Source organism: Klebsiella sp. BIGb0138 (genome assembly GCF_004342285.1).
In the GTDB taxonomy this organism is placed as follows: Bacteria; Pseudomonadota; Gammaproteobacteria; order Enterobacterales; family Enterobacteriaceae; genus Klebsiella.
On record NZ_SMCV01000019.1, the window covers coordinates 1 to 20,984 of the forward strand.

Sequence of the window (20,984 nt, forward strand, 5' to 3'; positions counted from 1 at the left end):
CATCTTATTATTCTGACTGGTGTTAAACATAGTTCCAAGACTACCTCTTATTTTAAGAGAGGCGAAGTGTCTGGTGATCTATGGGGCTAATCTAAACGTATTTATCTTCGATGAAAACCGAATTTGCGGAAAAGTCTTCCCTATACATCGGCTTTCTGTACCATAACTCCCCGTTGGGAGTCATCGCATAGTTTTGTTTCTGTAGTCCGAAGGGTAAATAACTGTCGCAATGAATCCAGACACGGCTATACACTATCGAATCACCGAACACCCTGCGAGCCATTGCAATCTCGCCTAACGTCATCCGGCGTAATGTTCCTTCATCTGTCTGTGCGCTCATAAACAGTCCTTCTTGTATGATTTATCTAAATCGTAAAATCATAAGTCGAAATAGTCTATACGCGAACATTAGCCATTCATCAAACGCAGTGACGGTGCAAGCGCTATTCCCCATTGGTATTATCCCCGTCCTCTTGTAGCATGGACTCGATAAACTCCCGTTGCTCATGCGTCGGCGCAAGTTCTTCCAGCAAGCGCTCCTGGACTGACCCCACAACCGTGGTGGGGTCAGTCCAATAAGAACAGCATGTACTCATTCACATACATCACTAAAGGGCAGTGCTCGTATACCAAAACCTTTGACACGGATGATCAGTCGTAGAGCCAGCGCCCGACTTTAGCACTTTCAATAAACATTTGTACCGTTAATGGTTCTGGTTTGTGGTGATCTGTTTTGAGGTATTCAGGAAGAATGGCGTTTGGAAGAAACCAAATGCCAGTACTGGGAAAATAGCGACGAAAGTTAGAACTCTCGATATCTACATTCAATGATTCAGAGTAGTCATTTAGGAATGAGTCCATATCTTCTGGAAGCACTACATTATCACCATCACTCAGTGATGTATCATCGTCCATCTTCCAAAAGTGCTTTTCGATCAGTCCGTGAACAGTAGCATCGATATCCATACCTATTTCCCCGTAATTAATCGGTAACGATGAACAACATTAGTAGTAATGACGCCAATATCGTAAACAGCGATCACAACACCAATCCACGGTACCCAGCGCCCAATATAACCACCGATACTAGTGGTGTATGCCCAATCTTTGCGGAGTATCGAAGCAATTGTGAGCGTCCTTTTGCGTTTCTCAAAGGAGCCTGTGAACACCTTACGGAAAACAAGAGATAGAGGCTTGTACCTTTGGTTGCACGGCGGTAATCAATCTTACCTCGTACAGGCACTAAAGGTAGTCCTTTCGAGACTATCAAAAATCGGTCAGATATTTTAAATTTGCTGCAATTTTGAGCGATGGAGCTATTTTTCTACTAAGCCGTGAGAATGTAGAGCCAGGGATATTTTAAGCAGGAGGATGTAAACTGGGAGGATAAAGAGATGGGACACCCACGGGGCGGGTTGTGAAAGTATTTCCTGTTGTCTTCGACCTTATTGCACATAAAATGACCAGACACATTTTGGGAAGGAGTCTTTAATGGATATCGCGCTGCTCAACAGGGGCTGGAACAGAACATGGTCAGATACCATGGTGAATCTTGAAGCCCGGAAACTCGTCGAAACAGCAAATCGGCTGTCAGCATTCTATTTGCAAGATGGTCTTACACGTATCAAGTTTGTCGAAGAGATAAAACAGGTCGTAGAGAAAGAATTTGAAACTGCACGACGGGCCAAAACCGATGAAGAATGCATTGCATGCATCAAAAATCTGCGTGCCGAAACGGATAATCTGCACGAACAAGAACGCCTGTTAAGAACCAGAGCCGCACAGCTTTACGCGAAGGTCGAGTTTGTTAAGGAAAATAATAAAATCGTCGGATACGTGATTTCGGCTATTCACATTGTGGTTTCTGGAATGGCAATTGCTGGCGGTGCGTTGATGGTCGCTACGATGACACCTTTAGGTATGCTGGCAGGGGCTATCCTTGTAACTGATGGCATTAACGGTCTGTCAAAAGAAATCATTCCTGGCATATATGGAAAACAATATAAAACAGAGGGATTTGTGGCTGATGGCACTATGGAAGCAGCCCAATTTATGGGTTTCAAGCCTGAAACAGGACTTGCGATTTATAACGCGATTACGTTAACTGCAAGTGTATATAGCATCTTTGGATTAGCCAGAAGACCCGAAGCATGGAGGCTATTTAAATGGATGCCCCGTGATTTCTATCGCAAGGTCGATACGATGAGCCGTCCAAAATTAACGATGAAAATAGTAGGTTATGGGCTTAAGGCCAAAGTAATATTTGACCTGCTTTCTACTGACACATCGAACCATTAGCCTCTAAATTTTCTCCAGAACCGCCAGGATTTATAAGAAAGGACTGGCGGCTGAATAAATGCAACGATGACTATTGCGATCAGAATTGATATCCCACCACCCACGACGGTTTCTTTCGCAGAAAACAACACTAAAATGATAAAAACCATCAGACATGCCGATGCTATCCATAAAACAACCCTGAATCGATTAGCTAGATCCTGAATCGCCTCACCCAACGTGCCACCATAGCTTTCAACGTTGTTTTTTATCTTCTGCAAATCCGATGGAGTAAACCCTGAACGTAACAAAGCCTCATCAGTCACTTTCATATCGTCTTGTCCCTTATCTCCCAGAAGTTTTTTCTCAATCGCTGATTGTGCAAGCAATCATACTGATGAACTTTACAGCAATCCAGCCGAAACTTTTCGGCAGACTCCATCTCCCCTTTCTTAACTTCTGGGTGATGCCAGGACATTGCGACGATATAAGATTAACGATCGCATGATGTTTCTGCTATTTATCAGATTTCAGACAATAACAGCCATAAAGCCCGTTGGTAGTAAGACAACGTGCGGAGCCGCCAGGCGACCACATCAGGGTATGTCAGACAGTGGGGTTTATCAGGATGACCATGTACCCGAAGGAGCGAGGCCGAACCGCTGGCAGAGCTTGCATGTGGTTTGCAAGTACCAAAACCACCATAAACCTGTTTATTCCCTGCAACGTCACCACGACGTGTGGCATGTGGGAGCATCGGCAAAAATGCGCTTCACTGAAAGTTCGGGGAATTATGCCGGGTAGACGGCTTTGTGTTCATGTTGGACTGTCGCAGTATGAGCGATGGAACGACTGCCAGTGTGAAGATATGCTCCCCTGTACCACAGACCAATCACACGACAGGTGCGGGCGTAGAACAATGGGTAGTTTAAGTTGTACCTGTAAAGCAGGGCAATGTAACTGACTGAACAATCTAACTTATTGATTATTCAGGAGAATTGGAGCGGGCGAAGGGAATCGAACCCTCGTATAGAGCTTGGGAAGCTCTCGTTCTACCATTGAACTACGCCCGCATTGAGGTGCGAGGGTCATTATAGACCTTACGCACCATGTTACAAGACTGAATGACGCTAACTGCCGATAAATTAACCTGTTAGCACTTAGGTTTACTGCCCTGCGGCGGTAAATAACGCAGCGGATCGATAGCGGTGGCCCGATAGCGTATCTGGAAGTGCAGACGCACGGAATCGGCATCGCTGCTGCCCATGGTGGCAATCTGTTGGCCAATCTTCACGCTCTGGCCATTATTGACCATCAGCTTATCATTATGGGCATAGGCGGTGATGTAATCTTCATTGTGCTTAATCATGATCAGATTACCGTAACCGCGCAGCTGATTCCCGACGTACACCACCTTGCCGGCCCCTGCCGCATAAACCGCCTGCCCGCGCGTGCCGGCGATATCGATGCCCTTATTCCCGCCATCATTAGAGGAGTAAGGCAGCACCACCTTGCCGCTGGTCGGCCAGCGCCAGCAGCGTTGCCCCACCGGTGGCCAGGATACCGGCGGCAAAGCGGCCGGCGGCTTCGCCGCCGCGGTACGCGTACCGCTGGTTTTCTTCGCACTCTTCGTAGAGCCCGCCCCTGCCGCCGGGTTCAGCTTCAGACGCTGCCCAACTTCAATCGTATAGGGTGGGGAGATGTTATTGAGTCGGGCCAGATCTTTGACGCTGGTGCCGGTCGCACGGGAAATTCGGTACAGCGTATCCCCGCGTTTGACGGTGTAGACGGAACCGGAATCAGATGTACTGGAACATCCCGCAATAACCAGGCTGCTGACCAACATCATCGTGATAAAAAAGCGTTTTCTCATCTGGCGTCCTGCACTTAACACAGCTCTCATCTCGTCACAATGGACGACCATCATACCAGCCCGCCGGCAGATCCCCAATCGATACGCTTGTTATGTCACCTGCGCTCCGTCGCGGTTGCCAACTGTTAGGGTAGCCTGTTTAGGTAATGCCTTTCGCGCATTTATCGGCTACCCTAGGCCCTGAGTGCATGACCTGGCGAGTGTGTGCCGGGTCATTTTTATGATCAGGAGTTGTCATGACCGGGGAATATGTCATTTTGCTCGATGAGCAGGATAAACCCGCTGGCATGCTGGAAAAGTATGCTGCCCATACCCTCAATACCCCTTTACACCTCGCGTTTTCCTGCTGGTTGTTTAATCAACGGGGCCAGCTGCTGGTGACCCGCCGTTCGCTGGGTAAGAAAGCCTGGCCGGGCGTCTGGACCAACTCGGTCTGCGGGCATCCTCAGGAAGGTGAAACCTTTGAACAGGCCGTGACGCGACGCAGCCGCTTTGAGCTGGGCGTCGATATCGCCAACGTCGCGCCCGTTCATCCTGAGTTCCGCTATCGGGCGGTGGCGCCAAACGGTATTGTCGAAAACGAAGTGTGCCCGGTGTACGCCGCGCGGATTACCAGCCCGCTGTTGCCCAATAGCGATGAGGTCATGGATTATCAGTGGTGTGAACTGGATGCGCTGCTGCAGGCTCTGGCGGTCACGCCGTGGGCATTCAGCCCGTGGATGGTGCTCGAAGCGGCGGATGAGGATGCGCGTCTGGCGCTGATAAACTACGCCGCCTCACTGGCTGACGGCACAGCGCAGCAATAAAAAACCCCGGCATCTGTGGCCGGGGTTTTGCTTTGCGCGGACGCGCTTATTTAACCGGACGCATCGCCGGGAACAGAATAACGTCGCGGATGGTGTGGCTGTTGGTGAACAGCATCACCATACGATCGATACCGATGCCGAGGCCAGCGGTCGGCGGCAGGCCGTGCTCCAGCGCGGTCACGTAGTCTTCGTCGTAGAACATCGCTTCGTCGTCGCCAGCGGCTTTCGCGTTCATCTGATCCAGGAAACGCTGCGCCTGGTCTTCGGCGTCGTTCAGCTCGCTGAAGCCGTTGCCGATTTCGCGGCCGCCGATGAAGAACTCAAAGCGATCGGTGATTTCCGGGTTCTCATCGTTACGACGCGCCAGCGGAGAAACTTCTGCCGGGTATTCGGTAATGAAGGTCGGCTGAATCAGGTGCGCTTCCGCCACTTCTTCAAAGATCTCGGTCACGATACGGCCCAGACCCCAGCTCTTCTCAACGTTAATGCCGATGGACTCGGCAATGGCTTTCGCCGAATCGAAGTTATCCAGATCCGCCATCTCGGTTTGCGGACGGTATTTCTTGATAGCTTCGCGCATGGTCAGTTTTTCAAACGGCTTGCCGAAGTCAAAGGTCTGATCGCCATAAGGCACAGCGGTGTTGCCCAGAATATCCTGCGCCAGGGTGCGGAACAGGGATTCGGTCAGCTCGATCAGATCTTTATAATCCGCATACGCCATGTAGAGTTCCATCATGGTGAACTCGGGGTTATGACGGACAGAGATCCCTTCGTTGCGGAAGTTGCGGTTGATCTCGAACACGCGTTCAAAGCCGCCCACCACCAGGCGTTTCAGGTACAGTTCCGGCGCGATACGCAGGTACATGTCCAGATCCAGCGCGTTGTGATGAGTAATGAACGGACGGGCAGACGCGCCGCCGGGGATCACCTGCATCATCGGGGTTTCCACTTCCATAAAGCCGCGGCCTACCATGAACTGGCGGATACCGGCCAGAATCTGCGAGCGGACTTTAAAGGTGTGGCGCGATTCGTCGTTGGAGATCAGATCCAGATAGCGCTGGCGATAGCGCGCTTCCTGATCCTGCAGGCCGTGGAATTTGTCCGGCAGCGGGCGCAGGGCTTTGGTCAACAGGCGCAGCTCGGTACAGTGGATAGACAGCTCGCCGGTTTTGGTTTTGAACAGCCTGCCGCGCGCCGCGAGGATATCGCCGAGGTCCCATTTTTTGAACTGCTCGTTGTAGACGCCTTCCGGCAGATCGTCACGCGCAACGTACAGCTGAATACGGCCGCCAACGTCCTGCAGGGTCACGAAAGAGGCTTTCCCCATGATACGACGGGTCATCATGCGGCCAGCCACAGAGACTTCAACGTTCAGCGCTTCCAGCTCTTCATTGTCTTTGGCATCGAAGTCAGCGTGCAGTTGGTCAGAGGTATGGTCACGACGGAAATCGTTCGGGAACGGGATACCCTGCTCACGAAGCTGAGCCAGCTTTTCACGACGGCTTTTCAGTTCATTATTAAGGTCAATTGCCGCGTCAGCGCCCTGTGCTTGTTGTTCAGACATGTTGGTTCCTCATAACCCTGCTTTCAAACTTGCTTCGATAAATTGATCCAGGCTGCCGTCAAGCACCGCCTGAGTGTTGCGGGTTTCCACCCCGGTGCGCAGATCTTTAATGCGGGAATCATCCAGCACGTAAGAACGGATCTGGCTGCCCCAGCCGATGTCGGATTTGGTATCTTCCATCGCCTGCTTCTCGGCATTTTTCTTCTGCATTTCCAGTTCATAAAGCTTGGCTTTCATCTGCTTCATGGCCTGGTCTTTGTTCTTGTGCTGTGAACGGTCGTTCTGGCACTGCGTCACTAACCCGGTCGGGATGTGGGTAATACGTACCGCCGACTCCGTACGGTTGACGTGCTGACCGCCCGCGCCGGAGGCACGGTAAACGTCAATACGCAGGTCCGCCGGGTTGATCTCGATATCGATATCCTCGTCAACTTCCGGATAGACGAACGCGGAGCTAAAGGAGGTATGGCGACGGCCGCCGGAATCGAACGGGCTCTTGCGCACCAGACGATGGACGCCGGTTTCCGTACGCAGCCAGCCGTAGGCGTAATCGCCGATAATCTTGATGGTCACGGACTTAATGCCCGCCACTTCACCCTCAGACTCTTCAATAATCTCGGTCTTAAAGCCGCGCGCTTCCGCCCAGCGCAGATACATACGCGTCAGCATGCTGGCCCAGTCCTGCGCTTCAGTGCCGCCGGAGCCGGCCTGAATGTCAAGGTAGCAGTCGGCGCTGTCGTATTCACCGGAGAACATGCGGCGGAACTCAAGCTGCGCCAGTTTCTCTTCCAGCACATCCAGTTCGGCAACGGCTTCGTTGAAGGTCTCTTCGTCTTCGGCTTCGACAGCCAGCTCCAGCAGACCGGAAACATCTTCCAGCCCCTGAGACATCTGATCCAAGGTGTCAACGATGGCTTCCAGTGAAGAACGCTCTTTCCCCAGCGCCTGCGCGCGCTCAGGTTCGTTCCACACGTCCGGCTGTTCCAGCTCGGCGTTTACTTCTTCCAGACGCTCTTTCTTAGCATCGTAGTCAAAGATACCCCCTAAGAACGTCAGAGCGCTCCGTGAGGTCCTGAATGCGGTTTTTTACCGGATTTATTTCAAACATGGTCGATTTTCTTTTAATGGATTCGTCAAAATGCGGTGATAAGAGCGGAATTGTACCGGATCCCCGCTCTCTTTTATAGACACTTCGCCCTTCAGTCGGCCTCTTTGTTGACGACTTTTTCGTCAGACCGGCCAGAGATGGTCGATGATAAGCTGCAGGCTGCGGTTGCCGCGGAACTCATTAATATCGAGCTTATAGGCCAACGTCACCTCGCGCACGCCGTTATCCGGCCATAGCGAAGTATCAACGTTGAAGGCAATACCGTCCAGCAGCGGGCCGCCGCCCACCGGCTCCACCATCACCTTGAGATGCCGCTCGCCCACCAGGCGCTGCTGTAACAGGCGGAAACGACCATCAAACAGCGGCTCCGGGAACATCTGTCCCCAGGGGCCCGCCTCACGCAGCATATGGGCCACGTCCATGCTCATCTCCGCCGCATCCAGCGGGCCGTCCGAGACCACCTCCCCCTGTAACAGCGCCGGATCCAGCCACTCGGTGACCAGTTCGCCGAAGCGCTGCTGAAACTCCTCAAAGCGCGCCTCTTCCAGCGACAATCCCGCCGCCATAGCGTGGCCGCCGAACTTCAGGATCAGCCCCGGGTTCAGCGTATCAAGACGTTCAAGCGCATCGCGCATATGCAGACCCTGAATGGAGCGGCCGGAGCCTTTTAACAGCCCGTCGCCGGTTGGCGCGAAGGCGATGACCGGGCGGTGGAAGCGCTCTTTAATTCGCGACGCCAGAATCCCGACCACCCCCTGATGCCACTGCGGATGATACATCGCCAGCCCGCCGGGCAGCGTTTCGCTGCTGCGCTCGAGCTGCTGGCACAGAGCTAGCGCTTCGGCCTGCATCCCCTGTTCAATCTCTTTGCGCGTCTGGTTCAGGGCGTCCAGCTCGTTCGCCAGCATCCGCGCTTCGCCGGCGTTATCGCACAGCAGCAGCGCCACCCCGACCGACATATCGTCCAGCCTGCCTGCCGCGTTCAGCCGCGGCCCGAGGGCAAAGCCGAGGTCGCTGGCCGCCAGTTTGCGCGGGTCGCGGTTGGCTATCTCCAGCAGCGCTTTAATCCCCGGACGGCACTTGCCCGCCCGAATGCGGCTCAGTCCCTGCCAGGTAAGGATGCGGTTATTGGCATCCAGCGGCACCACGTCCGCCACCGTGCCCAGCGCAACCAGGTCCAGCAGCTCCGCGAGGTTTGGGGCGGCAATGCCGCGCTCTTCAAACCAGTTTTTATCGCGCAGGAACGTCCGCAGGGCCAGCATCAAATAGAACGCCACGCCCACGCCGGCCAGCGATTTCGACGGGAAATCGCAGTCGCGCAGATTCGGGTTGACGATGGCTTCCGCCGCCGGCAGCGTATCGCCCGGCAGGTGGTGATCGGTCACTACCACCGGGATCCCCAGGGCATGGGCACGATCGACGCCGGCATGCGAGGAGATGCCGTTATCCACGGTCATAATCATCTGCGCGCCGCGGGCGTGGGCCTGATCGACCACTTCCGGGCTTAAACCGTAGCCGTCTTCAAAACGATTCGGCACCAGGTAGGAGACGTTGCTGTAGCCCAGCGCCCGCAGCGCCAGTACGCTCAGCGCGGTGCTGGTGGCCCCATCGGCGTCAAAATCGCCGACCACGACAATGTGCAGCTCCTGCTGGAAGGCGCCGTAGAGCATCTCCACCGCTTTATCGATGCCGTTCAGTTGCGTCCACGGCAGCATGCCTTTGACGCTGCGCTCCAGCTCCTGCGCGCGCAGTACGCCGCGGCTGGCGTATAGCCGCCGCAGCAGCGGCGGCAGGTCGGCCGGGAGAGCGGCATCCGCAACCGCCTCACGGCGGCGTAGTTGTATCTGTGGTTTCACGCGAATTATTTACCGCTTGTCTGTTTTTGATGCTCATCAAGGAAGGCTTTCAGCTCTTTCGGCCCCTGATAACCCGGAAGCACGTAGCCGTTACTCAGCACCATCGCCGGCGTACCGTTAACGCCGAACTGCACGCCAAGGGTGTAGTGTTTGCTGATATCGATGTTGCAACTCGCCGTCGGTACGCCTTTGCCGGCCATGGCTTCATCCAGAGCTTTGTTACGATCTTTGGCGCACCAGATGGCCTTCATATCCTGCTCGGTCTGGCTTTGCAGCCCCTGACGCGGGAAGGCCAGGTAACGCACGGTGATGCCCAGCGCGTTATAGTCGCTCATCTCTTCGTGCAGCTTGTGACAGTAGCCGCAGGTGATGTCGGTGAAGACGGTGATGACGTGTTTTTCCTGCGGCGCTTTATAGATAATCATCTCTTTTTCCAGCGCGTTCAGTTTAGCCACCAGCAGCGAGTTGGTGACGTTAACCGGCTGCGCGCCGCTGACGTCGTACATCGGCCCCTGGATGACGTGCTTGCCGTCATCGGTCACGTACAGCACGCCGCCGTCGGTCAGCACGGTGCTCATTCCGCTGACCGGCGAAGGCTGAATATCCGTGCTCTGCACCCCCAGCTTGGCCAGCGACTGTTTGATGGCCGCGCTGTCGGCCTGCGCCGCGCCGGACAGCGTTGCCGCCAGCAGAGTGAACATCAGTAAACCTTTTTGCATACTCAGTCCTTTTATTCAGCACTCACGCCCGCGGGTGGTGCTGTTGATGAAGTTGTCTCAGACGCTCTGTCGCCACATGGGTGTAGATCTGCGTCGTTGAGAGATCGCTGTGTCCCAACAGCATCTGTACCACGCGTAAGTCCGCGCCATGGTTGAGTAAATGCGTGGCAAACGCATGGCGTAAAACGTGCGGAGAGAGTTTCGCGCTGTCTATCCCCGCCAGCACGGCATAGTGCTTAATCCGATGCCAGAAGGTCTGACGCGTCATTTGCTGCGCGCGTTGGCTGGGAAAAAGCACATCCGACGCCACGCCGTTCAGCAGCCACGGACGCCCGTGCTCCAGGTAGTTTTCGACCCATAGCACCGCCTCTTCGCCCAGCGGCACCAGCCGTTCTTTATTGCCTTTGCCCACCACCCGCAGGACGCCCTGGCGCAGGCTGATATCGCTCATCGTCAGCCCCACCAGTTCCGATACGCGCAGGCCGGTTGCGTACAGCACCTCCAGCATCGCTTTATCGCGCAGTTCCAACGGTTGCTCCACTAACGGCGCCTGCAGCAGGCGATCGACCTGGGCTTCGCTGAGATCTTTTGGCAGCCGCTGCGGCAGCTTCGGCGACGCCAGCAGCGCACTGGGATCGTCCGGGCGTATTTTTTCCCGATACAGATGCTGGAAGAAACGGCGCACGGCGCTTAACAGGCGTGCGGTACTGGTGGCTTTATAGCCGCCCGTTTGCCTCTCCGCCAGCAGCGTCTGCAGATCTTCACCGCTGACGCTGACCAGCGCCAGCCCACGATGGTGCAGCCATTCCACCACCATCGTCAGATCCCGGCGGTAGGCGCTCAGCGTATTTTCCGCCAGATTGCGCTCCAGCCACAAAGCATCAAGAAACTGTTCGATTCGTGCAAGATCCTGTTCCACATCGGCCTCTTTGCTCGTTAAAACGGCCCCAGTATAACCAAATTCGCGGTCCTGCTGGGCAAAAACGGCGGCGCTGTTTTTACCCGCGGCCAGACAGGTAAGCTTAAGTATGACGGCTGCTGCCACCTTTCTGATAAACTAGCCGCAAAGTCACCGCATGAATTGAGATGTTTACGCCATGAACATAGGTCTTTTTTACGGCTCCAGTACCTGCTACACCGAAATGGCAGCGGAGAAGATCCGCGATATCATCGGCCCGGAATTAGTGACGTTGCATAATCTGAAAGATGATTCCCCGGCCCTGATGACACAATATGACGTGCTGATTCTCGGCATCCCGACGTGGGATTTCGGCGAAATTCAGGAAGACTGGGAAGCTATCTGGCCGCAGCTGGACACGCTGGATCTCGAGGGTAAAATCGTCGCGCTGTACGGCATGGGCGACCAGCTCGGCTACGGCGAATGGTTCCTCGACGCGCTGGGGATGCTGCATGATAAGCTGATTGCCAGAGGCGTTAAGTTTATCGGTTACTGGCCGACTGAAGGCTACGAATTCACCAGCCAGAAACCGATTATCGCCGATGGCCAGCTGTTCGTGGGCCTGGCGCTGGATGAAACCAATCAGTATGACCTGAGTGACGACCGCATCCAGAACTGGTGCGAGCAAATCCTCGGCGAAATGGCTGAGCAGTTCGCCTGATTCGGCTTAATCGTGCGCCGGTTTTTGTAATACCAGCCGGCGCAGATCGCGCCACTCTTTAGCATCCATACTGTCTGCCGCCACCCACAGATGCTGGCTACGGCGCGTTTGCGCGTCCCGAAGTCGCAGCAACATGCCGCTATTAATCACCCACGGCGTGCCGACAATCTCCCACTCCGCCTTTTGCCAACGCAGACGCGAGTCGGTCATCAGCTTTATTTCACCCTGGCAGGCGTGGATCCGCCGCTGGCTGCGCACGCAGTCAAACACCACCAGCGACAGCAGTAACAGCCATAGCGGAGTGTAGCTCAGCGGCCAGGGCATCAGCAGCACGATAGCCGCCACGATGCCGTGGAGCAGCAGAGAGAACCACTGCGAACGCCAGGATATGCGTAAATCAGATTGCCACAGGACCACGTTCCCGATTCCGAGTCTGGATTAATTTTACCATCCGTTGCAGTTGCGCATCAGCCGGTTCGCCATGATTCATCAGCCAGTTGAACAGATCCGGATCGTCGTTCTCTAACAAACGGATGAACAGCTGTTTGTCTTCATCGCTGAGGGTATCGTACTCATGCTCGAAAAACGGCATGATGGAGATATCGAGTTCACGCATACCCCGGCGGCATGCCCAGTGGATGCGGGCTTTGTTAGTAATGTCCATGTTGTCCTTCCAGCGTAAAGATATACACACCTCATCCCCCAGCCGGCCTGAACGCCGCCTGACAGATGTTGTTGATAGGTTAGTTTAACCCGTTTTTTGCCGTTACTTTACAGCAATATCGAGAAGAGCGAACGGCATTCCATAAAAACCGCAGGTTAACTATGGAGTTATCATTTTCCGTTGTTTCTCCATTTGTGCCATCAGGGCACAAATGGCCTGCCGAAAGCGCTTGCATTGCACCATAGCTCTTTTACCATTAGTGACTCACTCTGCGTTAAGCTATTCAGGATATGACTATGGCTTTTACACCTTTTCCTCCGCGTCAGCCTTCCTCCTCCGCTCGTCTGCCGTTAACGCTGATGACGCTGGATGACTGGGCGCTGGCGACGATAACCGGTCAGGATGGCGAGAAATATCTGCAGGGACAGATTACCGCCGACGTCAGCTCGCTGACCGACGATCGGCACCTGCTTGCCGCGCACTGTGACGCCAAAGGCAAGATGTGGAGCAACCTGCGGGTCTTTCGCCGTAACGGTGGATTTGCCTGGATTGAACGCCGCAGCCTGCGCGATGCGCAGCTGAGCGAACTGAAAAAATACGCGGTGTTCTCGAAGGTGACTATTGCCGCCGATGACGAACACGTTCTGCTGGGCGTGGCCGGTTTCCAGGCCCGCGCCGCGCTGGCTCCACTGTTTGGCGAACTGCCGACCAGTGATAAGCCGCTGGTGACCGATGGTGAAACCAGCCTGCTGTGGTTTGAACATCCGGCGGAACGTTTCCTGCTGGTTACCGACGTGGCAACGGCGACCCGGGTGACCGAAGCGTTACGCAATGATGCCCAGTTGAACAACAGCCAGCAGTGGCTGGCGCTGAACATCGAGGCCGGCCTGCCGGTCATTGATAGCGCCAACAGCGCGCAGTTTATTCCGCAGGCCACGAACCTGCAGGCGCTGGGCGGCATCAGCTTTAAAAAAGGCTGCTATACCGGTCAGGAGATGGTCGCCCGCGCCAAATTCCGCGGGGCCAACAAACGCGCCCTGTGGTATCTGGCAGGCAAAGCCAGCCGCGTCCCGGAAGCCGGGGAAGATCTCGAGCTGAAGATGGGCGAAAACTGGCGCCGTACCGGTACCGTACTGGCGGCGGTACAGCTGGATGACGGTCATCTGCTGGTGCAGGTGGTGATGAACAACGATATGGAGCCGGACAGCGAGTTTCGCGTGCGCGATGATGCCGGCACATTGAGCATCGTCCCGCTGCCCTATTCGCTGGAAGAAGCGTAAAAGCCCCGGGCAACAGGCAGGGCTTCCGCATAGCCCCGGTCAGCGTCGCGCACCGGGGTTAGCGGCTTAAAGCTGCCCGACGTATAAATAGATCGCCAGAAAATGACAGACGCTGCCGCCCAGCACAAAGCCGTGCCAGATCGCATGGTTGTAAGGGATACGTTTGCAGACGTAAAAGATAACCCCCAGCGAATACACCACGCCGCCCACCGCCAGCAGCGTCACGCCGCCCACCGCCAGCTTGACCGCCAGCTGATAGACAACGATTAACGACAGCCAGCCCATCAGCAGATAGGTCACCAGCGAGAGAACCTTAAAACGGTGCGCGATGGTCAGCTTAAACAGAATCCCCAGCAGCGCCAGGCTCCAGATGACGATCATCAGCCCCCGCGACAGCGGTGAATTGAGCCCCACCAGCAGAAACGGGGTGTAGGTCCCGGCAATCAGCAAATAGATGGCGCAGTGGTCGCACTTCTTCAGCCACCGCTTGGCCCGCTGATGGGGGATAGCGTGATAGAGCGTGGAGGCGAGGAACAGCAAAATCATGCTGCCGCCGTACAGACTGTAGCTGGTGATCGCCGTTGCGCTGGCGTTGCTATCTACCGCCTGCACCAGCAGGAGCACCAGGCCGACGATACCGAACACCAGCCCGATGCCGTGACTGATGCTGTTAGCTATCTCCTCTGAGAGAGAATAACCCTGTGTGATTAATGGTTTACTAACCATAATTAACTCCGAAAACAAGAACGCTTTCTATGCTCATCTAGGGTAACTGAGAATGATTCCAGTGAACACCTGTTAGCTAAAATAAAAAGATGAATATTTATGAACACTATAAAATCATAATGTTACATTAAAATTTTCACCTAACAGTCGTTCACTGTTTCATCAAAGCACTTTGAATTCAATGACATGAAACTGCTCTTCACCAGGATAGATTTCGGTAATCACCTGCCGCAGCTGTTGCAGGGTCATATTCTCCTGCTGAGCATGCGCCCCGGTCAGCGTAGCGAGCGTGACCGTCGATGTAGCCACCACGCCAATCGTGCAAAAATAGCCGTCATCTTCGTAGCGCCCGACGCGCAGCACGTCGCCGGTTTTAAAATGCGCCCCGGCGGCATCGCGGAGAGTAATCGTTTTCCGCCCGGCGAGGATGTCGTCCTGAAAACGCTGAAAAAAGGTTATGTCATTCGGCTGCATGATATAATTCCATCCCGGTCATTATGAATTGTGAGTTGCTACTGTGAGTATGTTCTCCCACGCTGCTATCGCCAGTCTCAATAATCTTGAGATGATGGTCTACCACTACGTCATTAAGAATCGTGACAAAGTGATGTATATGACCATCCGCGAACTGGCGGAAGCCGCCGGGGTCTCCACGACCACCGTCCTGCGCTTTTGCCGCAAGCTGCAGTGCGCAGGGTACTCGGAGTTTCGCGTACGCTTTAAATTATATCTCGAGCACCACCCGTCTCAACAGGCAAATATCGGCGCCAGCGAAATCATGAGTTTTTTTAAAAGCGTCAATAACGACGAATTTGATAATTTACTCGAGCGCGCCGTCGATATTATCCTCGCTTCAGAACGTATTATTTTTGTCGGCGCCGGCACCTCGGGCGCGCTGGCAAAATATGGCGCACGCTTCTTTTCCAACGTCGGGAAATTCAGCAATCATATCGATGACCCCTATTTCCCGGTCACCAACGATATGGCGCGTAACGCGTTGGCGATCGTCCTGTCCGTTTCCGGGGAAACCGAAGAGATCCTGCGTTTCGCCAGCCAGTTCAGCCTGCATAACTGCAAAGTGCTGTCGATCACCAGCCATGAGCATTCCCGGCTGGCGAAGCTGGCGGACTTCAACCTCTCCTGGCACGTGCCGCAAACCCGCATCGGCGGAGTCTACGATATTACGACGCAAATTCCGGTTATTTATATTCTGGAATCGCTGGGGCGTAAATTAGCGCGTAAACTGGCCTGAAATAACACCCTGTTTTTTCGATGTAACATATTCCACCGCGGATAAATTGTTATATCGTGACATTTATAATGCCTTTGTTAGACTCGAAAACAGAAATTATTTGACGAGACGAGCAAAGATGAAAAAGATCACCTTACCGAAAGACTTTTTATGGGGCGGCGCGGTTGCCGCACATCAGGTTGAAGGCGGCTGGAATAAAGAGGGCAAAGGCCCGAGCATTTGCGATGTGCTGACCGGCGGCGCCCACGGCGTACCGCGCGAGATTACCCACCAGGTTGAGCCGGGTAAATATTACCCGAACCATGAAGCGATTGATTTCCATGGTCGCTACAAAGAAGATATCAGGCTGTTCGCCGAGATGGGCTTCAAATGTTTTCGCACCTCCATCGCCTGGACCCGCATCTTCCCGCTCGGCGACGAAACTCAGCCGAACGAAGAGGGGCTGAAATTCTATGACGACATGTTCGATGAGCTGCTGAAGTACAATATCGAACCGGTTATCACCCTCTCCCACTTTGAAATGCCCCTGCACCTCGTGCAGCAGTACGGCGGCTGGACGAACCGTAAAGTCGTCGATTTCTTCGTGCGCTTTGCCGAAGTGGTTTTCGAGCGCTATAAGCACAAAGTGAAATACTGGATGACCTTTAACGAGATCAACAACCAGCGTAACTGGCGTGCCCCGCTGTTCGGCTACTGCTGCTCCGGCGTGGTCTATACCGAGCACGAAAACCCGGAACAGACCATGTACCAGGTGCTGCACCACCAGTTCGTGGCCAGCGCGCTGGCGGTGAAAGCAGCACGGCGCATCAACCCGCAGATGCAGGTCGGCTGCATGCTGGCGATGGTGGCACTGTATCCGTTCTCCTGCAAACCGGAAGATGTGATGTTTGCGCAGGAATCGATGCGCGAGCGTTACGTCTTTACCGACGTGCAGCTGCGCGGCTACTACCCGACCTACGTGCTCAACGAGTGGGAGCGTCGCGGCTTTACCATCCACATGGAAGATGGCGACGAGCAGATCCTGCGCGAAGGCACCTGCGACTATCTCGGCTTCAGCTACTACATGACCAACGCGGTCAAAGCGGAAGGCGGCAGCGGCGATGCGATTTCCGGCTTCGAAGGCAGCGTGCCGAACCCGCACGTCAAAGCCTCCGACTGGGGCTGGCAGATTGACCCGGTTGGCCTGCGCTACTCGCTGTGCGAACTGTACGAGCGCTACCAGAAGCCGCTGTTTATCGTGGAAAACGGCTTTGGCGCCTACGACAAAGTGGAAGAAGACGGCAGCATCAACGACGACTATCGTATCGATTACCTGCGCGCGCACGTTGCCGAGATGATGAAAGCGGTCACTTATGATGGCGTCGAGCTGATGGGCTACACCCCGTGGGGTTGTATCGACTGCGTCTCCTTCACCACCGGCCAGTACAGCAAACGCTACGGCTTTATCTACGTCAATAAACATGACGACGGTACCGGCGACATGTCCCGCTCGCGCAAGAAAAGCTTCAACTGGTACAAAGAAGTGATTGCCAGCAACGGCGAAAATCTCTGATTTCCCCCTTGCTTCCTTCCTCTCCCCCCCGGGGAGAGGAAAAATCCCCCGCCTTACAGACACTTCTTTACAGCTTTAGCATTGCTAAAACGCGTTCGCCCGATAAGATAAGCCTCGTGAATTCCTGAGGCGATAATGATTAAGCGACAGCGTAAAGCCATTCTTCTTGTAGCCCTTGCCTGCCTGGTGGTGCTGATATGCACCGCCCAGCGTATGGCCGGGCTGCACGCGCTGGGCATGAACGCCACCGCCGTAACGCAATCCGCCCAGCAGGAACAGGATACGGCCGAAGCGCCGCTGACGCCCTGCGAGCTGAGCGCAAAATCGCTGCTGGCCTCGCCGCCGGTGATGTTTGAAGGCGCACTGTTTGCCGTCGCGCTGCTGCTGGCGGTGCTGGCGGCGATACCGCCGCGCATTGCCCGTCTCTGGCCTCCCCGCGTTATCTCCCCGCCCCGGCTACGGGTGCATCTGCGATTGTGCGTCTTCCGTGAATGAGAATTTCCCTGACAGTTCAGGTTAATCAATCATTTACGGAGAAAATTTATGCTTATGGTATTCAGGCGACTGCTGGTCTGCCTGCTTTGGCTATGGCTGCCCGTCAGCCAGGCCGCCGACAGCGGCTGGCTGCGCGCCGCCGATAATCAACACGCCAGCGTCCGCCTGCGCGCACAAACTGAAAGCAGCGGCGCCACCCGCCTGCTGCTGGACGTGGCGCTGGAAAAGGGCTGGAAAACCTACTGGCGATCGCCGGGAGAAGGCGGCATCGCGCCGACGATCGCCTGGCATACGCCGCTGGATGTCACCTGGCACTGGCCCACGCCACAGCGCTTTGAGGTCGCCGGGATTTCCACCCAGGGCTATCACGGCAATGTCAGTTTCCCGCTGGAGCTCCGCGGTCAGGTAGCGCCGACGTTAAGCGGTGTGCTGACGCTGCCCACCTGCAGCAACGTCTGCATCCTGACCGACTATCCCTTCTCGCTGGATATGACCTCCCCGCCGGCAGGCGATTTTCGCTACGACTTTACCCGTGCGCTGGGCACGCTACCGCGAGCGGATGGCCTGACTTCCCGGCTGAGCGCAAGCTACGGCAGCGGCAAGCTGACGGTCACCGCCGTTCGCGCGGCGAGCTGGCAGCAGCCATCGCTGTTTATCGACAGCATGGCGGATGTCGATTTTGGCAAACCAACCTTCTCGCTAAAAGGCGATACGCTGACCGCCCAGCTCCCGGTGACCGACAGCTGGGGAGAGGCGGCTCCCGATCTACGCAGTAAACGCCTGTCGCTGGTGCTGGCCGACGAGGGTCTGGCGCAGGAGAGCGCGCTGACGATCGGCGGGAGCGCCGCCGCGCCAGCGCCGGCGTTATGGTGGATAGTGCTGATGGCGCTGGCGGGCGGGCTAATACTCAATGTTATGCCCTGCGTCCTGCCGGTGCTGGCCATGAAGCTCGGATCGCTGGTGCAAACCGGCGCGCGCGAACGCGGCGTCGTACGTCGGCAGTTCCTGGCCTCGGTTTGCGGGATTGTGGTGTCATTTCTGGCGCTGGCGTTGATGATGACCCTGCTGCGGCTGGGCAACCAGGCGTTAGGCTGGGGCATCCAGTTTCAGAGTCCGTGGTTTATTGGCGCGATGGCGCTGGTGATGGTGGCGTTCAGCGCCAGTCTGCTGGGATTATTTGAGATCCGTCTCTCCTCCGGCAGCAGTACCTTTCTGGCAACCCGCGGCGGTAACGGCCTGATGGGGCATTTCTGTCAGGGCGCCTTTGCCACTCTGCTGGCAACGCCGTGTACCGCCCCGTTCCTCGGTACCGCCGTCTCGGTCGCGCTGGTGGCGCCGCTGCCGCTGCTGTGGGGGATATTCTTCGCCATGGGGATCGGCATGAGCCTGCCGTGGCTGCTGGTGGCCGCCTGGCCTGCCCTCGCCCGCCATCTGCCGCGCCCGGGTCGCTGGATGAACAGCCTGCGGGTGGTGCTTGGGCTGATGATGCTGGGATCGTCATTATGGCTGATCGGCCTGCTGACGGTCCACATTGGCCGAACTCCGGTGCTCACGCTGATAGCGCTCCTGACGCTGACGCTACTGCTGGCAACGCTCTGGCGCTACCGCTGGCGCACGGCGCTGCGGGCCGGCGTCCTGGCATTGGCTGTCGTCGGTATAGTGACCTTCATTGTTCAGCCCGACGGCCAGGCTTCCCGGCGCGATCGCGTAAACTGGCAGCCGCTCAGTGAACAGGCGATTAGCGACGCGCTGGCAAACCATAAGCGGCTGTTTATCGACGTCACCGCCGACTGGTGCGTAACCTGTAAAGCCAATAAATATAACGTGTTGCTACGCGATGACGTACAGAGTGCGCTATCCGAGCCGGACGTGGTGGCGCTGCGCGGCGACTGGAGCCGCCCCTCGGTAACCATCAGCCGCTTCCTGAGCGCCCGCGGCAGCGCGGCGGTCCCCTTCAATCAGATCTACGGGCCGGGATTGGCGCAGGGCCACGTGCTGCCTGCGCTGTTAAATCGCGACGATCTCCTCGCCACCCTGTCCGACGCGAAAGGAAAATAATCATGAGAATCCTCGCCGCATTACTGCTGCTGTGTGTGTCCACACTGAGTCTGGCCGCTCCGGCAGAACAGCCAGACTCCTCCTCCGACGCGCAGCTGGCGAACCTGCTGTTTAACGATCCCAACAGCCCGCGTGTCGGGGCCAAAACGCCGCGCCTGACCATCGTCTCATTTACCGATTACAACTGCCCCTACTGCAAGCAGTTCGATCCGCTGCTGGAGAAAATCGTTCACGATAATCCCGACGTGCAGCTGATCGTAAAGCTGCTGCCGTTTAAAGGGCAAAGCTCGGTCAATGCCGCTAAAACCGCGCTCTCAGCCTGGCGCCAGCAGCCGGACAAATTCTGGGCGCTGCATCGGCGTCTGATGGCCAAAAAAGGCTACCACGATGATGCCAGTATTTCCGCCGCGCAGCAGAAAACCGCCACCGACGGCGTAAAGACGGATGACGAGACGATGGATTCATTGAAGATGAACCTGATTTTGTCGCAGGTTCTGCGTATCCAGGGTACCCCGGCGACGATTATCGGCGATCGGATGGTCGCCGGAGCGATTCCCTATGACGACCTGGAGGAGCTGGTGAAAGAGCTGCTGGCAAAAACCAATGGTCAGTAAATTACGCCGCTGGCTGCGCGAGCTGCTCATCCTGCTGCTGCTTGCCGCGGCGCTCATCGGCGGCATCGACTATCTGCGCCAGCCCGCGTTACCGCAGAACTTTGCCAGCACGCCGCTGCAGACCCTGGACGGTAAAGTCGTTGACCTGAACGCCATGAGTCAACAGCGCCCGCTGCTGCTCTACGTCTGGGCCACCTGGTGCGGCGTTTGTCGCTATACCACGCCGTCCGTCGCGGCGCTGGCAAGCGATGGCGGTAACGTGATGACGGTCGCGCTGCGCTCCGGCGACGATGGCTCGCTGACCACCTGGCTGGCGCATAAAAAAATGGCGCTGCCGACGGTTAATGACCCCGCTGGCCAGCTTTCCCGCCAATGGGATGTCCAGGTGACGCCAACGCTGATCGTTATTTCCCGCGGCGAGGTCAAGTCGGTGACGACCGGCTGGACCAGCCGCTGGGGGATGCGCCTGCGCTTATGGCTGGCCTCCTGACCTCATGAGCCCGGGCAAGGCAGATGCCGCC

22 protein-coding genes, 1 tRNA gene and 1 pseudogene are annotated in these 20,984 nt (G+C 55.9%); 10 read left to right on the forward strand and 14 right to left on the reverse strand.

Annotated features, from left to right (window positions below; genetic code table 11):
- Positions 1 to 94 precede the first annotated feature (94 nt).
- Positions 95 to 340: pseudogene (locus tag EDF73_RS27900) on the reverse strand (type IV secretion protein Rhs); the annotation flags it as partial.
- A 311-nt stretch (positions 341 to 651) separates the two neighbouring features.
- Positions 652 to 966, reverse strand: coding sequence for a DUF1493 family protein (locus EDF73_RS26465; RefSeq protein WP_132731911.1), 315 nt, complete (start codon positions 964 to 966; stop codon positions 652 to 654).
- Between the two features lie 525 nt (positions 967 to 1,491).
- Here EDF73_RS26465 and EDF73_RS26470 point away from each other — a divergent pair.
- Positions 1,492 to 2,298, forward strand: coding sequence for a DUF4225 domain-containing protein (locus tag EDF73_RS26470; RefSeq protein WP_132731912.1), 807 nt, complete (start codon positions 1,492 to 1,494; stop codon positions 2,296 to 2,298).
- Here EDF73_RS26470 and EDF73_RS26475 read toward each other — a convergent pair.
- From EDF73_RS26475 to actS, 3 genes are all read right to left on the reverse strand, one after another.
- A complete protein-coding gene (locus tag EDF73_RS26475; RefSeq protein WP_132731913.1) occupies positions 2,295 to 2,609 on the reverse strand; it encodes a hypothetical protein in 315 nt (104 codons plus the stop codon). The two genes, EDF73_RS26470 and EDF73_RS26475, sit on opposite strands and share 4 nt — an antisense overlap.
- 667 nt (positions 2,610 to 3,276) lie before the next feature.
- A tRNA-Gly gene (locus EDF73_RS26480) sits at positions 3,277 to 3,350 on the reverse strand.
- 80 nt (positions 3,351 to 3,430) lie between these two features.
- Positions 3,431 to 4,150, reverse strand: a complete 720-nt coding sequence (gene actS, locus EDF73_RS26485; RefSeq protein WP_132731914.1) for an amidase activator ActS — start codon at positions 4,148 to 4,150, stop codon at positions 3,431 to 3,433.
- A 236-nt stretch (positions 4,151 to 4,386) separates the two neighbouring features.
- Here actS and idi point away from each other — a divergent pair, with 236 nt between their 5' ends.
- Positions 4,387 to 4,956: an isopentenyl-diphosphate Delta-isomerase gene (gene idi / locus EDF73_RS26490; protein WP_132731915.1), complete on the forward strand. Its 570-nt coding sequence runs from the start codon at positions 4,387 to 4,389 to the stop codon at positions 4,954 to 4,956.
- A 46-nt stretch (positions 4,957 to 5,002) separates the two neighbouring features.
- Here the strand turns inward: idi and lysS are convergent, their stop codons facing one another.
- The 5 genes from lysS to xerD all read right to left on the reverse strand — a co-directional run bounded on the left by lysS (position 5,003) and on the right by xerD (position 11,122).
- The gene (gene lysS, locus EDF73_RS26495; protein ID WP_132731916.1) at positions 5,003 to 6,520 is read right to left on the reverse strand and encodes a lysine--tRNA ligase; all 1,518 of its coding nucleotides are present in this window, start codon (positions 6,518 to 6,520) and stop codon (positions 5,003 to 5,005) included.
- Positions 6,521 to 6,529: 9 nt separating this feature from the next.
- Positions 6,530 to 7,628, reverse strand: a protein-coding gene (prfB, locus tag EDF73_RS26500) for a peptide chain release factor 2 (RefSeq protein ID WP_132731917.1) whose coding sequence is annotated in 2 segments (ribosomal slippage) — positions 6,530 to 7,552 and positions 7,554 to 7,628 — 1,098 coding nt in all. Because the reading frame shifts where the segments join, the coding sequence is not laid out codon by codon here.
- A gap of 122 nt (positions 7,629 to 7,750) precedes the next feature.
- Positions 7,751 to 9,484 carry a single-stranded-DNA-specific exonuclease RecJ gene (gene recJ, locus EDF73_RS26505; RefSeq protein ID WP_132731918.1) on the reverse strand — a complete coding sequence of 578 codons (1,734 nt, stop codon included), beginning with the start codon at positions 9,482 to 9,484 and terminating at the stop codon, positions 7,751 to 7,753.
- Between the two features lie 5 nt (positions 9,485 to 9,489).
- Positions 9,490 to 10,203 carry a bifunctional protein-disulfide isomerase/oxidoreductase DsbC gene (dsbC, locus tag EDF73_RS26510; protein WP_132731919.1) on the reverse strand — a complete coding sequence of 238 codons (714 nt, stop codon included), beginning with the start codon at positions 10,201 to 10,203 and terminating at the stop codon, positions 9,490 to 9,492.
- Between the two features lie 22 nt (positions 10,204 to 10,225).
- Positions 10,226 to 11,122, reverse strand: a complete 897-nt coding sequence (gene xerD / locus EDF73_RS26515; RefSeq protein ID WP_132731920.1) for a site-specific tyrosine recombinase XerD — start codon at positions 11,120 to 11,122, stop codon at positions 10,226 to 10,228.
- Between the two features lie 178 nt (positions 11,123 to 11,300).
- Here xerD and fldB point away from each other — a divergent pair, with 178 nt between their 5' ends.
- On the forward strand, positions 11,301 to 11,822 hold the full coding sequence (gene fldB, locus EDF73_RS26520) for a flavodoxin FldB (protein WP_132731921.1): 522 nt from the start codon (positions 11,301 to 11,303) through the stop codon (positions 11,820 to 11,822).
- Positions 11,823 to 11,828: 6 nt separating this feature from the next.
- On the opposite strand, the gene EDF73_RS26525 is transcribed toward fldB, so the two are convergent.
- Together EDF73_RS26525 and sdhE are read right to left on the reverse strand one after the other, a co-directional pair.
- Entirely contained in the window at positions 11,829 to 12,239 is a 411-nt protein-coding gene (locus EDF73_RS26525) for a protein YgfX (protein WP_132731922.1), read from the reverse strand.
- Positions 12,220 to 12,486, reverse strand: a complete 267-nt coding sequence (sdhE, locus tag EDF73_RS26530; RefSeq protein WP_132731923.1) for an FAD assembly factor SdhE — start codon at positions 12,484 to 12,486, stop codon at positions 12,220 to 12,222. The genes EDF73_RS26525 and sdhE overlap by 20 nt, the downstream gene beginning before the upstream one ends.
- Before the next feature lie 296 nt (positions 12,487 to 12,782).
- Between sdhE and ygfZ the strand changes: the two genes are divergently transcribed.
- Positions 12,783 to 13,766 (forward strand): tRNA-modifying protein YgfZ, encoded by a 984-nt coding sequence (ygfZ, locus tag EDF73_RS26535; protein ID WP_132731924.1) that lies wholly within the window; start codon positions 12,783 to 12,785, stop codon positions 13,764 to 13,766.
- 66 nt (positions 13,767 to 13,832) lie between these two features.
- On the opposite strand, the gene EDF73_RS26540 is transcribed toward ygfZ, so the two are convergent.
- Positions 13,833 to 14,492: a hemolysin III family protein gene (locus EDF73_RS26540; RefSeq protein ID WP_132731925.1), complete on the reverse strand. Its 660-nt coding sequence runs from the start codon at positions 14,490 to 14,492 to the stop codon at positions 13,833 to 13,835.
- Between the two features lie 162 nt (positions 14,493 to 14,654).
- Positions 14,655 to 14,966: a N(4)-acetylcytidine aminohydrolase gene (gene yqfB / locus EDF73_RS26545; protein ID WP_132731926.1), complete on the reverse strand. Its 312-nt coding sequence runs from the start codon at positions 14,964 to 14,966 to the stop codon at positions 14,655 to 14,657.
- 49 nt (positions 14,967 to 15,015) lie between these two features.
- Between yqfB and EDF73_RS26550 the strand changes: the two genes are divergently transcribed.
- The 6 genes from EDF73_RS26550 (at position 15,016) to EDF73_RS26575 (ending at position 20,953) form a co-directional block, all read left to right on the forward strand.
- Complete coding sequence (locus EDF73_RS26550) at positions 15,016 to 15,744, forward strand: MurR/RpiR family transcriptional regulator (protein WP_132731956.1); 729 nt, start codon at positions 15,016 to 15,018, stop codon at positions 15,742 to 15,744.
- 118 nt (positions 15,745 to 15,862) lie between these two features.
- Positions 15,863 to 17,296: a 6-phospho-beta-glucosidase gene (locus EDF73_RS26555; RefSeq protein ID WP_132731927.1), complete on the forward strand. Its 1,434-nt coding sequence runs from the start codon at positions 15,863 to 15,865 to the stop codon at positions 17,294 to 17,296.
- A 135-nt stretch (positions 17,297 to 17,431) separates the two neighbouring features.
- Positions 17,432 to 17,791 (forward strand): copper resistance protein, encoded by a 360-nt coding sequence (locus EDF73_RS26560; protein WP_132731928.1) that lies wholly within the window; start codon positions 17,432 to 17,434, stop codon positions 17,789 to 17,791.
- A 48-nt stretch (positions 17,792 to 17,839) separates the two neighbouring features.
- Positions 17,840 to 19,849: a protein-disulfide reductase DsbD domain-containing protein gene (locus EDF73_RS26565; protein WP_132731929.1), complete on the forward strand. Its 2,010-nt coding sequence runs from the start codon at positions 17,840 to 17,842 to the stop codon at positions 19,847 to 19,849.
- Positions 19,850 to 19,851: 2 nt separating this feature from the next.
- Complete coding sequence (locus EDF73_RS26570; protein WP_132731930.1) at positions 19,852 to 20,463, forward strand: DsbA family protein; 612 nt, start codon at positions 19,852 to 19,854, stop codon at positions 20,461 to 20,463.
- Positions 20,453 to 20,953, forward strand: a complete 501-nt coding sequence (locus EDF73_RS26575) for a protein disulfide oxidoreductase (protein ID WP_132731931.1) — start codon at positions 20,453 to 20,455, stop codon at positions 20,951 to 20,953. Before EDF73_RS26570 ends, EDF73_RS26575 begins: the two co-directional genes overlap by 11 nt.
- The last annotated feature ends 31 nt before the right edge of the window (positions 20,954 to 20,984 follow it).